This window comes from Fructilactobacillus sp. X8R4C1, from assembly GCF_059900905.1.
Map to the genome: position 1 here is coordinate 185,197 of NZ_JBWXVJ010000004.1, position 16,624 is coordinate 201,820.

The window sequence follows — 16,624 nt, forward strand, 5'->3', positions numbered from 1 at the left end:
AAAACCCCTTAAAGTAATCCATTACTACTAAAAACAGCTTTAATAGTCGATAATGAATAATCAATTTCGGCATTTGTTAATGACGATGTAATCGTTGCTCTCAACCTACTCGAATTATGAGGAACAGCTGGGTATATTGCAGTTGCTATATAGACACCTTTATCTAATAATTCTTTTGTGATTTTCATGTTTAGAACATCATCACCAACAAATATAGGAATTATTGGTGATGTGCTTTCCATTACATTTAATCCCATGGATAATAGTCCACGTCTAAACCTTAGTGTATTTTCCCATAATTTTTTTCTCCTCCATGTTTCTGTTTGGATTTTTTTAATAGATTCAATTGTTCCAGCAATAATTGTTGGTGGTAAGCTTGCATTAAAAATATATTGATTGGAATTATGCTTTATATACTCAGCAGTTTTTCTATCTGTTGCAATACATCCACCAACCGTAGCCGCCGATTTACTAAAAGTTATCATCCTCATATGTACATCTTTCTCTACATTAAATAATTCTGAAACTCCTCTTCCATGTTTACCTATAAATCCAAAAGCATGCGCCTCATCGACTAAAACACTTGCATTATATTTTTTTGCTAATTCATTGACTTTATCTAGTGGGCATAAATCACCGCCCATAGAATAAACACCTTCAACAATGATCAATTTTTTATCATAGTCATCATTATTAGAAAGAATATACTCTAACTTTTCCATGTTATTATGTTCAAATATTCTTACGGTTGCACCAGATAATTTAATTCCATCATCTATACTTTCATGATTAAGTTTATCAGTAATAATTAATGTTTCATCATCAGCTATAGATGAAATGGCAGCCAAATTTGCCATAAATCCAGAACTTAAAATAACCGCAGATTCAGTATTAAAAAATTTGGCACATTGCTTTTCTAATTCAACATGCATATCAGTTGTTCCATTATGCAGTCTTGCACCACAGGTTCCACTTCCATATTTATCAATAGCATCTTTCATTTTCTCTTCTACATCCGCATCTGTTGCCATACCTAAATAATTATTAGAAGTAAGCATGACAACATCCTTATTATTTATTACAGATGTCCCATCTTGTGCAGATTCAAACGAGGGTTCAAATACGTAATTTTTAGTTCTTTTCCCTTCAATTATATCTTTTACATTGTTATTAATTTTTTCTTCTAATCCATTTGAAATATTCATACTATTCTCCCTTTTTAATTTTTTTATATAATCTACTTTTTTCAATTAAATCTTTCTTACATTTATACACAATTGCAACTCTCGACGTATTTAATAATTTCTCTGAAAAACTATTATTATTAATCATATCTTCAATACTATAAGCATCATAAGTATCAAAAAAAGCAATTTTTTCTTTACGAATATTTGTCACTCTAGGCAAAAAATTATATTCCCAATTCTGATAATTATTAGATTTAGTATGAAATTCAGTTTTTGTATCTGGATCACTTATTACGGAAGTTAATAATTCTACTGCATCTTGAGTTCCTAAATAATTTCTAAACTTAGATTTAAATGAGTTATCTTTGTTTGAAATATGGGAAGGTACAGGATTCGTGACGTACCCATATTTAGAATCTTTTGTTGTATTTTTGGTAATTACAAAAAAACATGCTGATTTTTGTGGGTCAATCACTTTACTATTTTCAATTGTTGCTTTTAAATCTAAATAACTATCATCAGTATTAGCATGAACGGCACCTACAACTACTGCATCATATTCATCTATATTTAAACTATTAATAGCTTGATGCAAAGTTGTAACAAAAGAACTATCACCTGCATCGATAACTAAATTAGAGCCTTGAATATTTAATGCATTAGAAATTCTTCCTGCAACAATATTATCCATAAATCCAGGCAAACTATCTTCGCTTAAACTAGTAAAAGAATTTTTAAATTTACCTTCAATTTCATTTAGAGTGCTATCATTAATTTTCGAATTTAATTGATGCAAACACTCAGATAGTTCTTTACTTCTAATCCTACTATCATAAGAGTAAGCTTTTTCAAGCCCAAGCATTCCTCCAACAAATAATCCTATTCTATCCCGTTTTATTTTTGATAAATTATTTTTTGCATCAATTAAAGCATCATTAGCCGCTATTAAGCCAATTTTTTGAGAATAATCAATCTTTTCAGCAACGGTTGGAGGTAATTTATATTTTAAATATGGAAAATCAATAGTAGTTTCATTATTTTTAATAAAAGAATCAACATCTTTAAATTTACTAGATGCAAAACCAATACCATTTATTTGATATACATCATCATATTTAGACTCTTTTTGTTCTTCACTAAAATATCCTTCTTTATACTTTTGAACTATTATATTTGCATTAATACCACCAAAACCAAAAGCATTTATCATTGCCGTTTTAGGTGTTTTGTTTTTACTGAGCCAATCAACCTTTTTATCAACTACAACTATATTATTTTTTATATCATCGTCTAAGTCACTTGGATACTTATTAAATCCAAATGTAATTGGATAATTAGGTTCATCAAAATATAACAATACTTTAAATAAATTTGCCATCCCAGCTGCTGAAAAACTATGGCCAATTTGATGCTTCATAGAGCCAACATATAATTTATCTTTTCGTAAATATTCATTCATTAAATGTTCAAGTGCTGTTAATTCGACTTTATCCCCAACTGGTGTTCCAGTAGCATGCATTTCAACATAATCAACATCACTAAAATCAATGTTGCTCCTCAACAAACTTTTTTTCATTGCTCTATATTGACCTTCAGATGAAGGGGCATAAATCGACTTACCTGATCCATCACTTGAGACACCAGAACCTGACACAACTCCCAATATATTATCGCCATCATTTTCTGCATCAGTTAATTTCTTTAAAATGACCGTGCCACATCCTTCACCAGGAATTAATCCATCAGCACTTTCGTCTAGAGGATTTGCGGTAGTTGAGGATAAAGCTCCGATTTTAGAAAACGCAACATTTCCAGTAACTCCAATATTCCCCAATACACCAGTAACTATTGCACTATTACATTCACCCAAATGAATGTTTTTGATTGCTTCATCTAAAGCTAATAAACTACCCGAACAAGCGCCATCAAGAACAAAAGAATTACAATTCAAATTAAGTGTTTTTGTAACACCAGCAAGCAAATTAGATGGAAATATATTAAAAAGAGATATATTTTTACTAATAAATTTATCAAACATTGAATCCTTTAATTTGCTCAATAAATCAGATGAATTAATCCCAAATTCTTTAGCAATCTTAAAATATTCTACATACCTTTTAGCTAAGACAAAATTTGCATAAGCTTCATCACCTAACATATTTCCTACAACCAATAAAGAATCTTTAAAATCATCAACTGAAGATCCCGTCGCGTCAATAGCACTTAATATGGTATGTAACATCAATTGCTGAGTTTTGTTTAACACTTTTACAGAATCAAAATCTATATCAAACTTTTTTAAAAGCAAAGAATCCATAGGCATTTTATTTAAGAATCCTGATTTTTCACAATATGTCTTGTCATCTTCACTATGATTTGAAGAATAATACTTAGATTTATCCCATATAGAATCATTAACAACATTTACTCCATTTTTTCCACCTTTAACAAATTCAAAAAAGTCTTTTTCGTTAAAAATTTCTGGTGGATAAGCACAACCAATTCCTACAATAGCAATTGGTTCATATACATCATTCATTATATATATTCCTTCCGTGGACAGTGTCCACTTTACTATTTTTATCATTCTAGTTAACTTTGGAATAAAACACAAGCATAATAAACATAAAACTGAAAAATAATTCTTTAAATTAAATACAAACTGGTATATTTAATAACTAATCTCATAACCATAATTTATTTCAGTAAAACTGCATTGCATTTTATCAACTTTATGATAATATTAATTACAATATAGAGCTTTAAATGGTTCAGAGAAGCCACAAGCATAACATGTTATCCATATAATGATTGAACGATTGTGTTCTCATGCTATTTTGTGCGGTGAATCTGGACCCTGCAGAATTAAATGGGAGGACAATTTTTTTATGCCAAAATTGACAAAGTATCAAAAGCGCATCACGTGGTCAACTGGGATTGGGTTCATCCTGGAACGAATGGACGCCATGTTCATGTCACTGGCGCTGGCTTCAATCATCATTAGCTTAAACATCTCAAAGGCTCAGGGTGGCTTACTGCCAGCCATTACCGCCATCGGATCCATTTTCGGTGGGATTGGCTTTGGCGCAATCGCCGACCGTTATGGAAGGGTCAAAACCCTCTGCTGGACGATCATCATCTATGCCATTGGAACCGCCGGAATGGGACTTACCAACTCGTTCTGGATGCTATGTCTCTTTCGCATCATCATCGGGGTCGGTAATTCTGGTGAGTACGGGATTGCGATTACCATGCTAAGTGAGGCTTTTTCCAAGAAATATCTCGGTCGCTTGTCGGCCGCTGCTGGAGTCTGCGGTCAAATTGGTTCAATTATTGCCTCCCTCCTATCTGCCTTTATTCTTCCCCACTTTGGTTGGCACGTCCTCTTCTTCATTGGGATTGTTCCCGTTATCTTAGCCTGGTTTATCAGATTTCACTTACCCGAGAGTAAAGAATTTACCGAGAACCGAAACGCCATTGAAAAAGATCCTAACCGTGATTTCAGCCACTGGACCGAATTATTCGCCACCCCGAAAGAATGCTTTCTAACGGTCAGAATCATGATTATGTTCATGATTCACATCGCCGGCTATAACGGTCTAATTAGTTGGCTTCCCTCAATTGCTCAAGAAAGAATGCACATCTCAGTGGCCGGTTCCTCCCTCTGGATGATTGCGACCATCGTCGGCATGTCACTAGGAATCATGTGTTTTGGAATCGTTCAAGATCACCTCGGCAGTCGTCTGGCGTATGGCATCTGGCTACTAGCCGCCGCTGCCTCAGTCTTTTTACTGATTATCGCGCAAAATAAGTTGGAATTCCTCATCGGTGGTGGAATCGTTGGTTTCTGTTCCGACGGGATGTATAGTGGTTATGGAACCATCGTCAGCAAGCTCTACCCAACCGAGATTCGGGCAACGGCCAACAACACCATCATGAGTATTGCTAAAAGTGTCGGCAGCTTTTCCACCGTCCTGATTGGATTCTTGATGGATCGCTTTAACCTCATGGCGGTGATCCTCTTTTTGAGCGGGATTTACCTCGTTAGCTTCATAATCATGCTGTCAATCAAGGAATTAAAACACGAAAACAAGACGCAAATCACTACATCAGAAAACACGGAAAAGGTGGCATAATAACTTGAAAGTCCGAATTTTATCAACCAGTGACGTGCATGGATACGTGTACCCCACTAACTATACAACCCGCAATAACCACGCTTCACTCGGCATGCTTCAGGCAGGTGCCATCATCAAAAAAGCACAACAGGACGAAAAAGACGACGAAATTGTCGTAGCAATTGAAAATGGGGACTGGATTCAGGGATCACCATTTTCCACCTTTTTGTCAGAACAGGGCGCAGACAAACGTTGTCTTCTCAGTCAAATAACGGCTGATGTCGGATACGATGCCGCTACCCTAGGAAATCATGAATTTAACTACGGCCAACAGTACATTAGGGACACTGAGAGTAAACGGAACTACCCCATTTTGAACGCCAACATTGAGGGTGCCATTTCTAACAAGATTGCCGATCAACCGTACGTAATTATCGAGAAAAAAGGCGTCAAGTTTGCCATTCTAGGACTAACGACCGCCTTTATTCCCAATTGGGAGCGTCCCAATAACATTCAAGGATTAAAATTTAATTCAGCACTAGCAACTGCTAAGCAGTATGTTCCTGAATTACGTCAAAGGGCTGACGTGGTCATTGTCGCCTACCATGGTGGGATTGAAGCCGATCCCAAAACTGGTCAGCCAACCGAAAAGGACACATCAGAAAACGAAGGCTACCGCATTGCGACGGAAGTCCCTGGAATTGATGCCCTCATTACGGGTCATCAGCACCGTCAGTTGGCGGGAAAAATTAATGGCGTTCCCTTCACTCAACCTGGAGTTCACGGCAGTGATGTCGGTGAAATTGACCTGGATTTAACTTCTAACAAACAGCTTGTTAGAAGTTCCAGTCATCTCATTTCAACGGCTCACACCCAACCAGACTATGACCTAATTTCCGATCATCAAATCGAAAGCGAGGTGGAAGACTGGCTGGATCAACCAGTCGGCCAAACAACGGGAGCAAGCATGCTGATTGACGATCCCATGAAGGTCCGAATGAACAATCATCCCTACATCGACTTTATCAATCGGGTGGAAATGGATGCGATGAACGTTGACATCGCCGGAACCGCCCTCTTCAACGATGATATTAAGGGCTTTCATCATGACATTTCAATGCGTGAAATCATCAACGGTTACAGTTACCCCAACACCATTATGGCCGAAAAAATTACCGGAGCGGATTTAAAGCGGGCCCTCGAAAAATGTGCCGAATTTTTCGCCATTCAAAACGGTAAGATTGTCATTGACCCCAAATTCATCACCCCCAAAATGCAACTATTTAACTACGACATCTACAGTGGAATTGACTACGAATTTGACATCTCCCAACCGGTTGGCAAACGGGTGGTTAAACTTAACTATCACGATCAGCCCATTGCTTATAATCAGGAATTAAAGGTTGCGTTAAATAACTATCGGGCCATTGGTGGTGGCGACTATGACATGTTTAACGCCCAGAAGGTAATCAACGAAAGTCCAGACAGTGCCTCCGACTTAATTGTGCAGTATCTAAAAAGACACGACCCCTATGTCGCCACCATCCCAAATAATTTAACGGTCAGAAAATAAAAAGAGCTTCCAAACGGAAGCTCTTTTAGTCTACTCATCTTCATTAATAATTTTATCGATAAATTCTTTGGTTCGCTGATTTTGGGGATGATCAAAGAGCTGATCCGGTGTATTCTTTTCCTGGATGTAACCGTCCGCCATAAACCAGACTTCATCGGCTACCTTTTTCGCAAAACCCATCTCATGGGTCACAACCACCATCGTCATGCCCTCGTTGGCCAGTCCTTGCATGACATGAAGCACTTCACCGACCATTTCAGGATCAAGTGCACTTGTCGGTTCATCAAATAACATAACTTGCGGATTCATGGCAAGCGCTCTGGCCATGGCAACTCTTTGGGCCTGTCCACCAGAGAGACTGGACGGATAAACATTGGCCTTCCCCTTTAATCCCACTCGGTCTAGTAATCTCAGTCCAATTGAAGCGGCCTCCTGATCTTTGACGTGTTTCACTTTTTTAGGAGCCAGCTTTAAATTTTCTAAGACGGTCATGTTAGGAAAAAGATTAAAGCTTTGAAAAACCATGCCAATCCGTTCACCCAAAGTAGCAACCTCTTTGTGGTTGAACTTGGTAAGATCCTTTCCATCAAAGATAATTTGTCCGCTGGTGGGTTCTTCCAACATGTTCAGACACCGTAAAAAGGTACTCTTGCCAGAACCAGAGGGGCCGATCACACAGATGACCTGGCCCGTTTTAATGGTTCCGTCGATGCCTTTTAAGACCTCATTTGCTCCAAAATCTTTTTTCAAATCGTTGACTTGAATCAACGCTTCATTATCAGTTTTAGTCATGGTTCATCCTTCTTTCAAAGTAGTTCAGCACCCTTGACAACGAGAACGAGAGGATAAAGTAGAGAATCATTGCGACGGCAATTGGTGCCACTCCTCTGTAAGTGTCAGCCCGAACGATGTTTAGTTCGTACACGATTTCTGTTACTCCAATGATTGAAACGATGGAACTGTCCTTGATAATGGTGATAAATTCATTTCCAAGGGCGGGCCAAATGTTCTTAAAGGCCTGGGGCAAAATAACCGATGCCATCATGTCTTTTTTAGAAAGCCCCAGACTTCTCGATGCTTCTGACTGCCCCTTGTCAACGGCGTTAATCCCACCTCTGATAATCTCACTGACATAAGCACCACTGTTTAAGGAAACGGCAATAATGCCGGCGGTTAACGCGGGAATGTTAACCAGGACGCCTAAACCGAAGTAGACGAACAGGACCTGTACCATCATAGGTGTTCCTCTGACAAACTCGGTGTAGGCGACTGACGGCCAGCTCAAGAACTTGTATTTCGAGAGTCTCATCAGTACCAAGATGATGCCAAGAATGATGCCGAAGAAGACGGAAACGACTGAAATAATTAAAGTATACTCAACCCCAGTAGCGAAGTATTTCCAGTAGTGCCACATTGACGTGTTGTGGGTATTAACCTTCATGTGCTTCCCGGCATCCTTTAAGTATTGTGGAATCAGTTTCTTTTGGTGAATCTGATCAATACTTTGATTGACGGCGCTTACAAGGGACGTGTTACCCTTCTTAAACGCAATGGCAGTCCCAACGTCGTTTTTATTTAATTTGTACCCCGAATCAACGGCCTTTAGGGCATGATCGTTTGCAACATATGCTTGGGCCACCGGCTTTTCAACCCCGACAGCGGCAACTTTATGGGTCTTAAGCGCTAGGACCAAATCCGGCGTCTTGTCCATCCCAACTACGTGCGCGTTGGGAATATACTTTTTAGCTAAACTTTGTTGCAGGGTCCCGGTCTGAGTTCCAACCTTTTGCCCCTTTAAACTATTTTTGTTTTTAATTTTGCCGGCATCATTTTTGTTGATGAGAAAATCCTGCCCACCGCTATAGTAAATCTTGGAGAAATCAGCATTCTGCTTCCGTTCGGGAGTCGGATTAATTCCGCCAATTGCCATGTCAATCTTGCCCGACTGAACGGCTACCAGCAGAGAATCAAAACTCATATTTTTAATCTTTAACTTAACGTGTAAATTTTTCGCAATCTGTTTGGCAATGTCAATATCAAGGCCGACATCGTCCTGTGTCCCATTCCTATTAACCTGAAACTCAAACGGAGGATAATCCGGAGCGGTTCCGACCGTCAGTGTTCCTGATTGCTTGACTCGGTTCAACGATTGGTCATCCGCGTGTGCTGGTCGTCGTGTTAACAAGGTACCCATTCCAACAATGACAACGACCAACAACAACTGCATGACAGTCTTTAACTTCGACTTACTCATTGAACTTCATCTCCTTAACAATTTCTTAATTAATTTTTCAAAGTGTACCACCTGTGAAATGAAAAGCAAATCTAATTTAAGAAAATTTGCTATCAAAGAACGCAAAAAGACTGAAGCCATGCGGCTTCAGTCTTTTTTGCTTTTTTTATTTTAATTCAGCTTTAGCCTTGTCAATCTGCGCTCTGACCTGCTTAAACCCGGTTCCACCTTCGGAGTTACGGCGCTTTACGGCCACTTCTGGATCAAGTTCATGATAGACATCGTCCTGGATTACAGATGAGGCTTTCTGTAACTCTTTTAAACTCATGTCCTGTAAGTCACGGTGCGTCTGAATGCAGTTCAAGACTAATTTACCAACAATTCCATGGGCCTCACGAAATGGAACCCCCTTGGCCGCCAAGTAGTCGGCCAGCTCAGTGGCGTTTGATAAATCATGCTTGGTACTATCACGCATCTTGTCCTTATTGATCTTTAGGGTGGAGAGCATCCCGTTGAACACCTTGAGTGCCGGCAAGACGGTCTTAACCGCATCAAAGACCCCTTCTTTGTCTTCCTGTAAGTCTTTATTATAGGCCAATGGCAGTGATTTCATGGTTGACAGAAGTCCCATCAAGTCACCATACACGCGCCCGGTCTTTCCCCGAATCAGTTCGGCCATGTCTGGATTTTTCTTCTGCGGCATGATTGAACTACCAGTCGAATACTCGTCACTGATTTCTAAGTACTGAAACTCATAACTAACCCACATACTAATCTCTTCACAGAAACGGGACAGATGCATCATCAAGATGGAACAGTTACTCAGAAATTCCAAGGCAAAGTCACGGTCAGAAACAGCGTCTAACGAATTGGCATAGACCTCATCAAAGCCAAGTTCTTGGGCAGTAAACTGCCGGTCAATGGGAAACGTGGTCCCAGCAAGAGCCGCCGCTCCCAGTGGCAGCATGTCCGTGTGCTTCTCATTAAACTCAAAACGTTCCTTGTCCCGCTTCAGCATCTGGTAGTACGCCATCAAGTAGTGTCCGTACGAGATGGGCTGGGCATGCTGAAGATGCGTATAACCCGGCATGATGGTTTCCACGTTTTCATCCGCCATCTTCACCAACGTCTTCTGTAAAGTCGTAATCTCGTCAATGATTTTGGGAAGCCGCTTTTTTAGGTATAAATGAAAATCCGTTGCCACCTGATCGTTTCTGGAACGCGCCGTGTGAAGTTTTCCGGCTACCGGACCAATCCGATCGGTGAGGATCTTTTCAATATTCATATGAATATCTTCATTTGCTTTGGAGAACTTAATTTTACCAGCGTGCAAATCGGTTTGAATGCCCTCTAAGCCACTGACAATCTGTTTAACGTCGCCAGCGGGAAGAATGCCAGTCTTTTCTAGCATTTTTACGTGAGCCAGCGATCCCTCAATATCCTCGTCAGCCATTAACTGGTCAAAAGAGATTGACGAACCAAAATTATCAACCGATTCATCAGGTTGCTCGGTAAAGCGGCCACCCCATAGTTTATCGCTCATTTACTTTTGTCCTTTTGCTTTTGATTTCTAATCTGAACCTGAGAGTTCACCTTCGTTGGAAGACCCCACAATTTGATAAAGCCCTTGGAAGCCACCTGGTCGAATGAATCCGATGAAGTGTAGGTAGCAAGATCCTTATCATACAGCGAGTTCTCTGACTTTCTGCCAAGGACGGTTACGTTACCCTTAAATAACTTAACTCTGACCACCCCACTGACATGTTTCTGCGAATCCTTCAAAAAGGCCTGAAGTGACTCCATTAGTGGTGAGAACCAGAGTCCGTCGTAGATGACCTCACTGATTTCGTTTTCAACAATGGGCTTGAAGTGTGCCAATCCTCTTTCAAAGGTCAAATCTTCAAGTTCCTTGTGAGCTTTAAGGAGCACCGTTGCTCCAGGAGTCTCATAGACTTCTCTGGATTTGATTCCAACTAACCGATTCTCAATGTGGTCAATTCGACCGATTCCATTTTCACCAGCAATCGTATTTAACTCTTTGATGATATCAGCAAATTTCATGGGCTTGCCGTTCAACGCAACTGGAAGACCTTTTTTAAACGTAATTTCTAGTTCGGTTGGTTCATCGGGCGTTTCTTCAACCGGTTTGGTCATATCGAAGGCATCCTCTGGAGCGCTAACCCATGGATCTTCTAAGACCCCGGCTTCGTTAGCACGACCCCAGATATTACTGTCAATTGAATATGGTGAATCTAAATCAATTGGGATATCAATATTGTGATCCTTAGCGTACTCAATCTCGTCTTCTCTAGACCAGTGCCAGTCACGAACTGGACTTAACACGTCTATGTCGGGAGCAAGGGCATGAATAGCAACTTCAAATCGGACCTGATCGTTTCCTTTTCCAGTACAACCATGAGCGATCGCATCGGCGCCTTCGTTCTTTGCGACCTCAACCAATTTCTTTACAATCAAAGGTCTTGATAAAGCAGAAACAAGCGGATACGATCCTTCGTACATGGCGTTGGCCTGTAAATCGACTGAAGCATACTCATCAGCGAATTCATCTTGAGCGTCAATGACGTATGAGCGGACGGCACCCACCTTTAGCGCTTTATTTTTAATGAATTCTGGGTCCTTGTTTTCGCCAACGTTGATGCAGGTTGCAATGACGTCATAACCTTTATCAGTCAACCAAGCGATCGCAACTGAAGTATCAAGACCACCAGAATATGCTAGAACGACTTTTTTCCTTTTATCTGACATTACTAATTCACCCTTTTCTTTTAAGATTGTTCTAAGAGTACTACGCGAATATTGATTTTTCAACCACCTTTGGGATAAAAGTCACATATTCAACACTTAAAGGTTCTCGTCAATCTCTTGATCATCACTGTCGGGAATCTTGGAGTCGGCGTGACGCATGCCGTAAACGAAGTAGATAATGACACCCAACAGGAACCAGACCACCGAATAAATTTTAGCCTGAATGTCGAGTCCCATAAAGACAGCGAGGGAGCCCAAAAAGCCTAATGCGGGTAAGATTGGATAAAAAGGAATTCGGTAAGCCGCCTTTGGAAGGGTTTTCCCTTCGCGTCTTCTGAGTGGATACATGGCCAGTGAAACTGCCATGAAGGCAATTAACGTCCCAGCTGAAATCAATTGGGCGAGGAAGGTAAACGGAAAAATGGCCCCCAGAATGATTCCAATGATGGTGATGATCCAGAGCGCATTACTTGGAATCTTTTTTTGATTCAGTTTGCCAACGGCCTTGGGCAACATTTTGTCACGACCAAAGGAATAGATTAAACGGGAACCAGCCATCATCATTCCAATCAAAGCCACTAACATTCCGGCAACCGCCACGGCCTGCACGACGGTGGCAACAATGGTGTGACCACTTTGTCGAAGCGCCCACCCCACTGGTTCAGCGTTGTTAGTGTACAAGGTGTACTTAAACATCCCTACCAACACTAGTGAAACACAAATAAAGAAAATCGTAGCGATTACTAACGAACCAATGATGCCACGTGGCATGGTTTTTTGGGGATTCTTAGCTTCACCAGAGTTAGAGGCAATGGAATCAAACCCAATGTAGGAGAGAAAAATCGTTGAAATCCCAGCGTAGATCCCTTGCCAGCCACCAAAGACCGTTCCATCAGGATTCGGATGACTTTTCGGGAAGAACGGAACGTAGTTTTGGGCTTTGATAGCGGTCGCCCCAACCACAATAAAGGCCACGATTGCCAGTAGTTTCAACACTACCAACACGTTTGAAATTCGAGTTGTTTGTCGGTCACCACGCATCAAGATGTAGGTGACAAGTGCCAACACTAAAACGGCAATAATGTCAATTACCCCTCCGTTAGTACCAAGTGGGGAAGAAATTGCCTTTGGTAGCGTAATTCCAAGCGGCGAGATTAGTCCTTGGACGTTTGATGAGAGTCCAGCGGCAACAAAGGCTACGGCGATTAGGTATTCCGCTAGTAGCGCCCAGCCAACGATCCAGCCCCAAAATTTACCAAACAGGACTGAGATCCACGAATAAGCAGAGCCGGCAAAGGGCAAGACGGACGCCATTTCAGCGTAATTCATTGCTACGAGGCCAGCTACTAGTGCTGCTAGGATGAACGAAATGACAACGGCCGGTCCGGTATACTTGGCTGCTACAATCCCAGGTAAGGTAAAAATTGACGTTGAAAGGATGGTTCCAAGGCCGAGAGCGAGGAAGTCCTTAACGGTCATGGTTTTTTCCAAGTGTTTATCTTTAGATATATAGAAATGAAAATCAACTTTTTCATTCATCTTATGCCAAATATTTTTCATGCTTCAAACTCCTTTTGATTACCAACCCATGTTTGCGGGTGATTTAGTTAATTTTCTATCGTTTAATTCTTGCATTGCCTGCTCAATCATTGAAAAGGCTTTTTGTAAATCAGCTTCTTTAATTACCAACGGTGGTTGGAAACGTAAAACATTGCCACGGACGGTAATCATGATGGCGCCCAACTCAAATATCCGATAAATTAGTTTGTTAGCGGCATCACCGTCTGGTTTCTTGGTCTGAGGGTCAACAATGTCAATTCCACCATTTAATCCATACATCCGAACGTCACCAATAAATGGAAATCGGTCTTCCATTTGCTTAAAGAATTGATTGGCCTGTTTGCCTAATCTTGCACTTCGTTCTACCAAGTGTTCGTTTTCAATGACGTCTAACGTAGCGTTAGCAGCGGCCGCCGACACTGGATTACCAGCCGTCGTAAAGGTATTCCCAGGTGCATCCATGGCATCCATAATTTCTTTTCGACCCGCAACAGCACTGAGCGGCAATCCGGATGCAATTGACTTTCCAATCGCAACTAAATCTGGATGAACATCCTTAAAATAATCAATTGACCACATCTTCCCACTTCGTCCGAGTCCTTGATTAACCTCATCTACGGCAAATAGGATGCCGTGATCCTTGGCGAATCGATACACCCGATTTAAAAAACGTTCTGGTGCTTTAATAAAACCACCATCACCTTGAATGGCTTCGATCTCAATGACCGCCGTCTCTTCAGCTGGTAAATAAGTCTCAAATGGCAACTTAAAAGCCTCAAACATCCGATCACTGAATTCATCATCATTTTCACCCTTTAGACGATTCCATGGACTTGGATAGGGAACCTTAACTACACCAGGTAAGAGTGGCCCAATTTTGCGTGACATGTTGAGACTAACTGCCGAAGTACTAATCGATCCATACGTGGAACCATGATAAGCACCGGTAAAACTCACAATGTATTGACGGCCCGTGAATGCTCTCGCAAATTTAATAATCGCATCGTTCGCGTCAGACCCAGAATTACCAAAAGCCACTTTAGTTGGCCCGTCAATTGGAGCCAATTCAGCTAATCGTGGCGCTAACTTAGCTTCTTCAGAAGTCGCAAAATAGGCTGGAGTGTATTGAATCAACCGGCTAGCTTGATCTGAAATGGCTTTGACAACTTTCTGATGACAATGTCCAGTATTAGTTGATGAAGCACTGGATAAGAGGTCAATGTAACTGCGTCCATCTTCGTCCGTTAAAATGGCTCCGGCCCCTGATTTAATTACAATATCAAAATATTTAATTCGTGCCGCCTTTGAATAAGCCCGCTGTTCGTGAGCCAGCGTTTCTTTATTTGTCATTTCAAACCCTCCTTAAACTATTTATTAAAGTTAACTTCTTGAAAATAAAAAAATCCCCCAGTTCACGTAACTGGAGGACATTACCTACTTACCCCCGCAGTTACCAACAAAACTGTGAGGACTTAAAGAAGAAGTTAGCTCTGACTTAAAGGCATCTTATTATCCACACAATTTTTAATCATCACTGTGACTAAAATGAATAATAAAATGCTAATCATGGAAACTACGGGTGCCGTCATCGCTAAAACTTCCTTTCATTAGTTTCACTGATTGTAAATTGAAACGACCAATCCTGTCAATGCTTTTTTATCAATTTCTTAACAAACGACAAAATAAAAACTGAAACCAGCTTAAATGTCCAACTTCAGCTTTAACGATTATGCTTTTTTGATTTAACTTGTTTGACATAACTATTCGCTTGCTTCCGGTTAAATTCATGTTCAGAACTTCCAATTACCACCGTCGCAAGTGAATTGCCGACCACGTTGACTGCCGTCCGACCCATATCAATGAACCGATCGATGCCGGCGATGAAGGTCAAACCAGACATGGGAACGCCAATCGTTGAAATAGTGGCAAGCAGCACAACAAAGGAGGCCCCTGGAACTCCAGCCATTCCCTTTGAGGTGATCATCAATACAATCAGTAAGGTGACCTGCTGTCCAATTGATAAGTGAATGTTATAAGCCTGAGCAAGAAAAAGAGCCGCCAGTGACTGATAGATTGCCGAACCGTCAAGATTAAAGGTGTACCCAGTTGGGATAACGAACGAAACGATTGATGGACTAACGCCAAAGTGATCCATTTTTTGAATCATCTTAGGTAGAACCGCCTCAGAGCTGGCAGTCGAAAAGGCTAAAACAATTTCATTCTTGATAACCGCCAAAAGGTCCGAGAGTTTGAAATGACAGAGGCGAGCCACGACTCCCATTACTACCAGAACAAAAACAAGCATAGTGAGGTAAACTAAGAAAACAAAATAGCCTAACGGTAACAGGGCCTTAATTCCTAGCTCGGCCAAGGTGACCCCAATTAGGGCACAAACTCCAATTGGAGCTAAGTGCATGACCCAATTTGTAATTTTAAACATAACTTCTGAGACCGCACTCATGAAGTTAATAATGATTTGTCCCTTTTCACCGATGGCTGCGGTTCCTAAACCAAAGAAGACCGAAAAAACAATGATGGGCATCATATCACCCTTGCTTAATGACGCAAAGATGTTAGTAGGAATTAAGTTCATAATCATGGACCAGATTCCTGTATTTTTGGACTGCTTGGCAGTCGCTATGTATTGACTAATGTCCGTCGATCCATGCATTTGATGAACGTTAATGTAAGTTCCGGGATGAGCGATGTTAGCGACTAAGAGACCCAAAATAATAGCAACCGTGGTCATTAATTCGAAGTAAACCAGCGTCTTTACCCCAATCCGTCCGACCTTTTTGATGTCACCCATTCCGGCAATTCCAACCGTTAAACAAGAAACCACAATTGGTAAAACAATCATTTGAATTAGGCTAATAAACATAGTCCCAATGTTTTGCATTACATTAATGGCATCTTTATTCTGATAAAAAATAACGCCTAAGATAATCCCTAAGAACAAGCCAAATACAATTTGCCAACCGAGTGAAAAACGGTACCAGCGTTGTTTTTTCATAAAATCACTACCCTTATGACTTAATTGTTGGTAATTATACACCTAATTTACGGCACAAAAAAAGAGTTCCTAACCAAATGGTTAAAAACTCTGGGTTGCGTGGCAACGTCCTACCCTTGCAGGGGGCGATCCCCCAACTACTCTTGGCGTGCTGAAGCTTAACTTCTGTGTTCG

General features: G+C 40.7%; 11 protein-coding genes. 2 read left to right on the top strand and 9 right to left on the bottom strand.

The features are described 5' to 3' along the window. Window positions 1-8: 8 nt before the first annotated feature. Together AC6UDA_RS06840 and AC6UDA_RS06845 are read right to left on the bottom strand one after the other, a co-directional pair. Window positions 9-1,205, bottom strand: coding sequence for an aminotransferase class I/II-fold pyridoxal phosphate-dependent enzyme (locus AC6UDA_RS06840; protein WP_500695865.1), 1,197 nt, complete (start codon window positions 1,203-1,205; stop codon window positions 9-11). 1 nt (window position 1,206) lies between these two features. Further along, entirely contained in the window at window positions 1,207-3,726 is a 2,520-nt protein-coding gene (locus AC6UDA_RS06845; RefSeq protein WP_500701296.1) for a beta-ketoacyl [acyl carrier protein] synthase domain-containing protein, read from the bottom strand. A gap of 349 nt (window positions 3,727-4,075) precedes the next feature. Between AC6UDA_RS06845 and AC6UDA_RS06850 the strand changes: the two genes are divergently transcribed. Both AC6UDA_RS06850 and AC6UDA_RS06855 read left to right on the top strand, forming a co-directional pair. After that, window positions 4,076-5,323 (top strand): MFS transporter, encoded by a 1,248-nt coding sequence (locus AC6UDA_RS06850; RefSeq protein ID WP_500711432.1) that lies wholly within the window; start codon window positions 4,076-4,078, stop codon window positions 5,321-5,323. Window positions 5,324-5,327: 4 nt separating this feature from the next. Next, window positions 5,328-6,878 (top strand): bifunctional metallophosphatase/5'-nucleotidase, encoded by a 1,551-nt coding sequence (locus AC6UDA_RS06855; RefSeq protein WP_500711434.1) that lies wholly within the window; start codon window positions 5,328-5,330, stop codon window positions 6,876-6,878. A 30-nt stretch (window positions 6,879-6,908) separates the two neighbouring features. Here the strand turns inward: AC6UDA_RS06855 and AC6UDA_RS06860 are convergent, their stop codons facing one another. The 7 genes from AC6UDA_RS06860 to AC6UDA_RS06890 form a co-directional block, all read right to left on the bottom strand. After that, window positions 6,909-7,670, bottom strand: a complete 762-nt coding sequence (locus AC6UDA_RS06860; protein ID WP_500694129.1) for an amino acid ABC transporter ATP-binding protein — start codon at window positions 7,668-7,670, stop codon at window positions 6,909-6,911. After that, window positions 7,663-9,132, bottom strand: coding sequence for an ABC transporter substrate-binding protein/permease (locus tag AC6UDA_RS06865; protein ID WP_500711436.1), 1,470 nt, complete (start codon window positions 9,130-9,132; stop codon window positions 7,663-7,665). Before AC6UDA_RS06865 ends, AC6UDA_RS06860 begins: the two co-directional genes overlap by 8 nt. A gap of 145 nt (window positions 9,133-9,277) precedes the next feature. After that, window positions 9,278-10,654, bottom strand: coding sequence for an argininosuccinate lyase (gene argH / locus AC6UDA_RS06870; RefSeq protein ID WP_500699560.1), 1,377 nt, complete (start codon window positions 10,652-10,654; stop codon window positions 9,278-9,280). Next, a complete protein-coding gene (locus AC6UDA_RS06875; RefSeq protein ID WP_500711438.1) occupies window positions 10,651-11,877 on the bottom strand; it encodes an argininosuccinate synthase in 1,227 nt (408 codons plus the stop codon). Before AC6UDA_RS06875 ends, argH begins: the two co-directional genes overlap by 4 nt. Before the next feature lie 96 nt (window positions 11,878-11,973). After that, a complete protein-coding gene (locus tag AC6UDA_RS06880; protein ID WP_500711441.1) occupies window positions 11,974-13,437 on the bottom strand; it encodes an APC family permease in 1,464 nt (487 codons plus the stop codon). Window positions 13,438-13,455: 18 nt separating this feature from the next. After that, window positions 13,456-14,787 carry an aspartate aminotransferase family protein gene (locus tag AC6UDA_RS06885; protein ID WP_500711443.1) on the bottom strand — a complete coding sequence of 444 codons (1,332 nt, stop codon included), beginning with the start codon at window positions 14,785-14,787 and terminating at the stop codon, window positions 13,456-13,458. 370 nt (window positions 14,788-15,157) lie between these two features. After that, a complete protein-coding gene (locus AC6UDA_RS06890; RefSeq protein ID WP_500711444.1) occupies window positions 15,158-16,450 on the bottom strand; it encodes a cation:dicarboxylate symporter family transporter in 1,293 nt (430 codons plus the stop codon). Window positions 16,451-16,624: the final 174 nt, after the last annotated feature.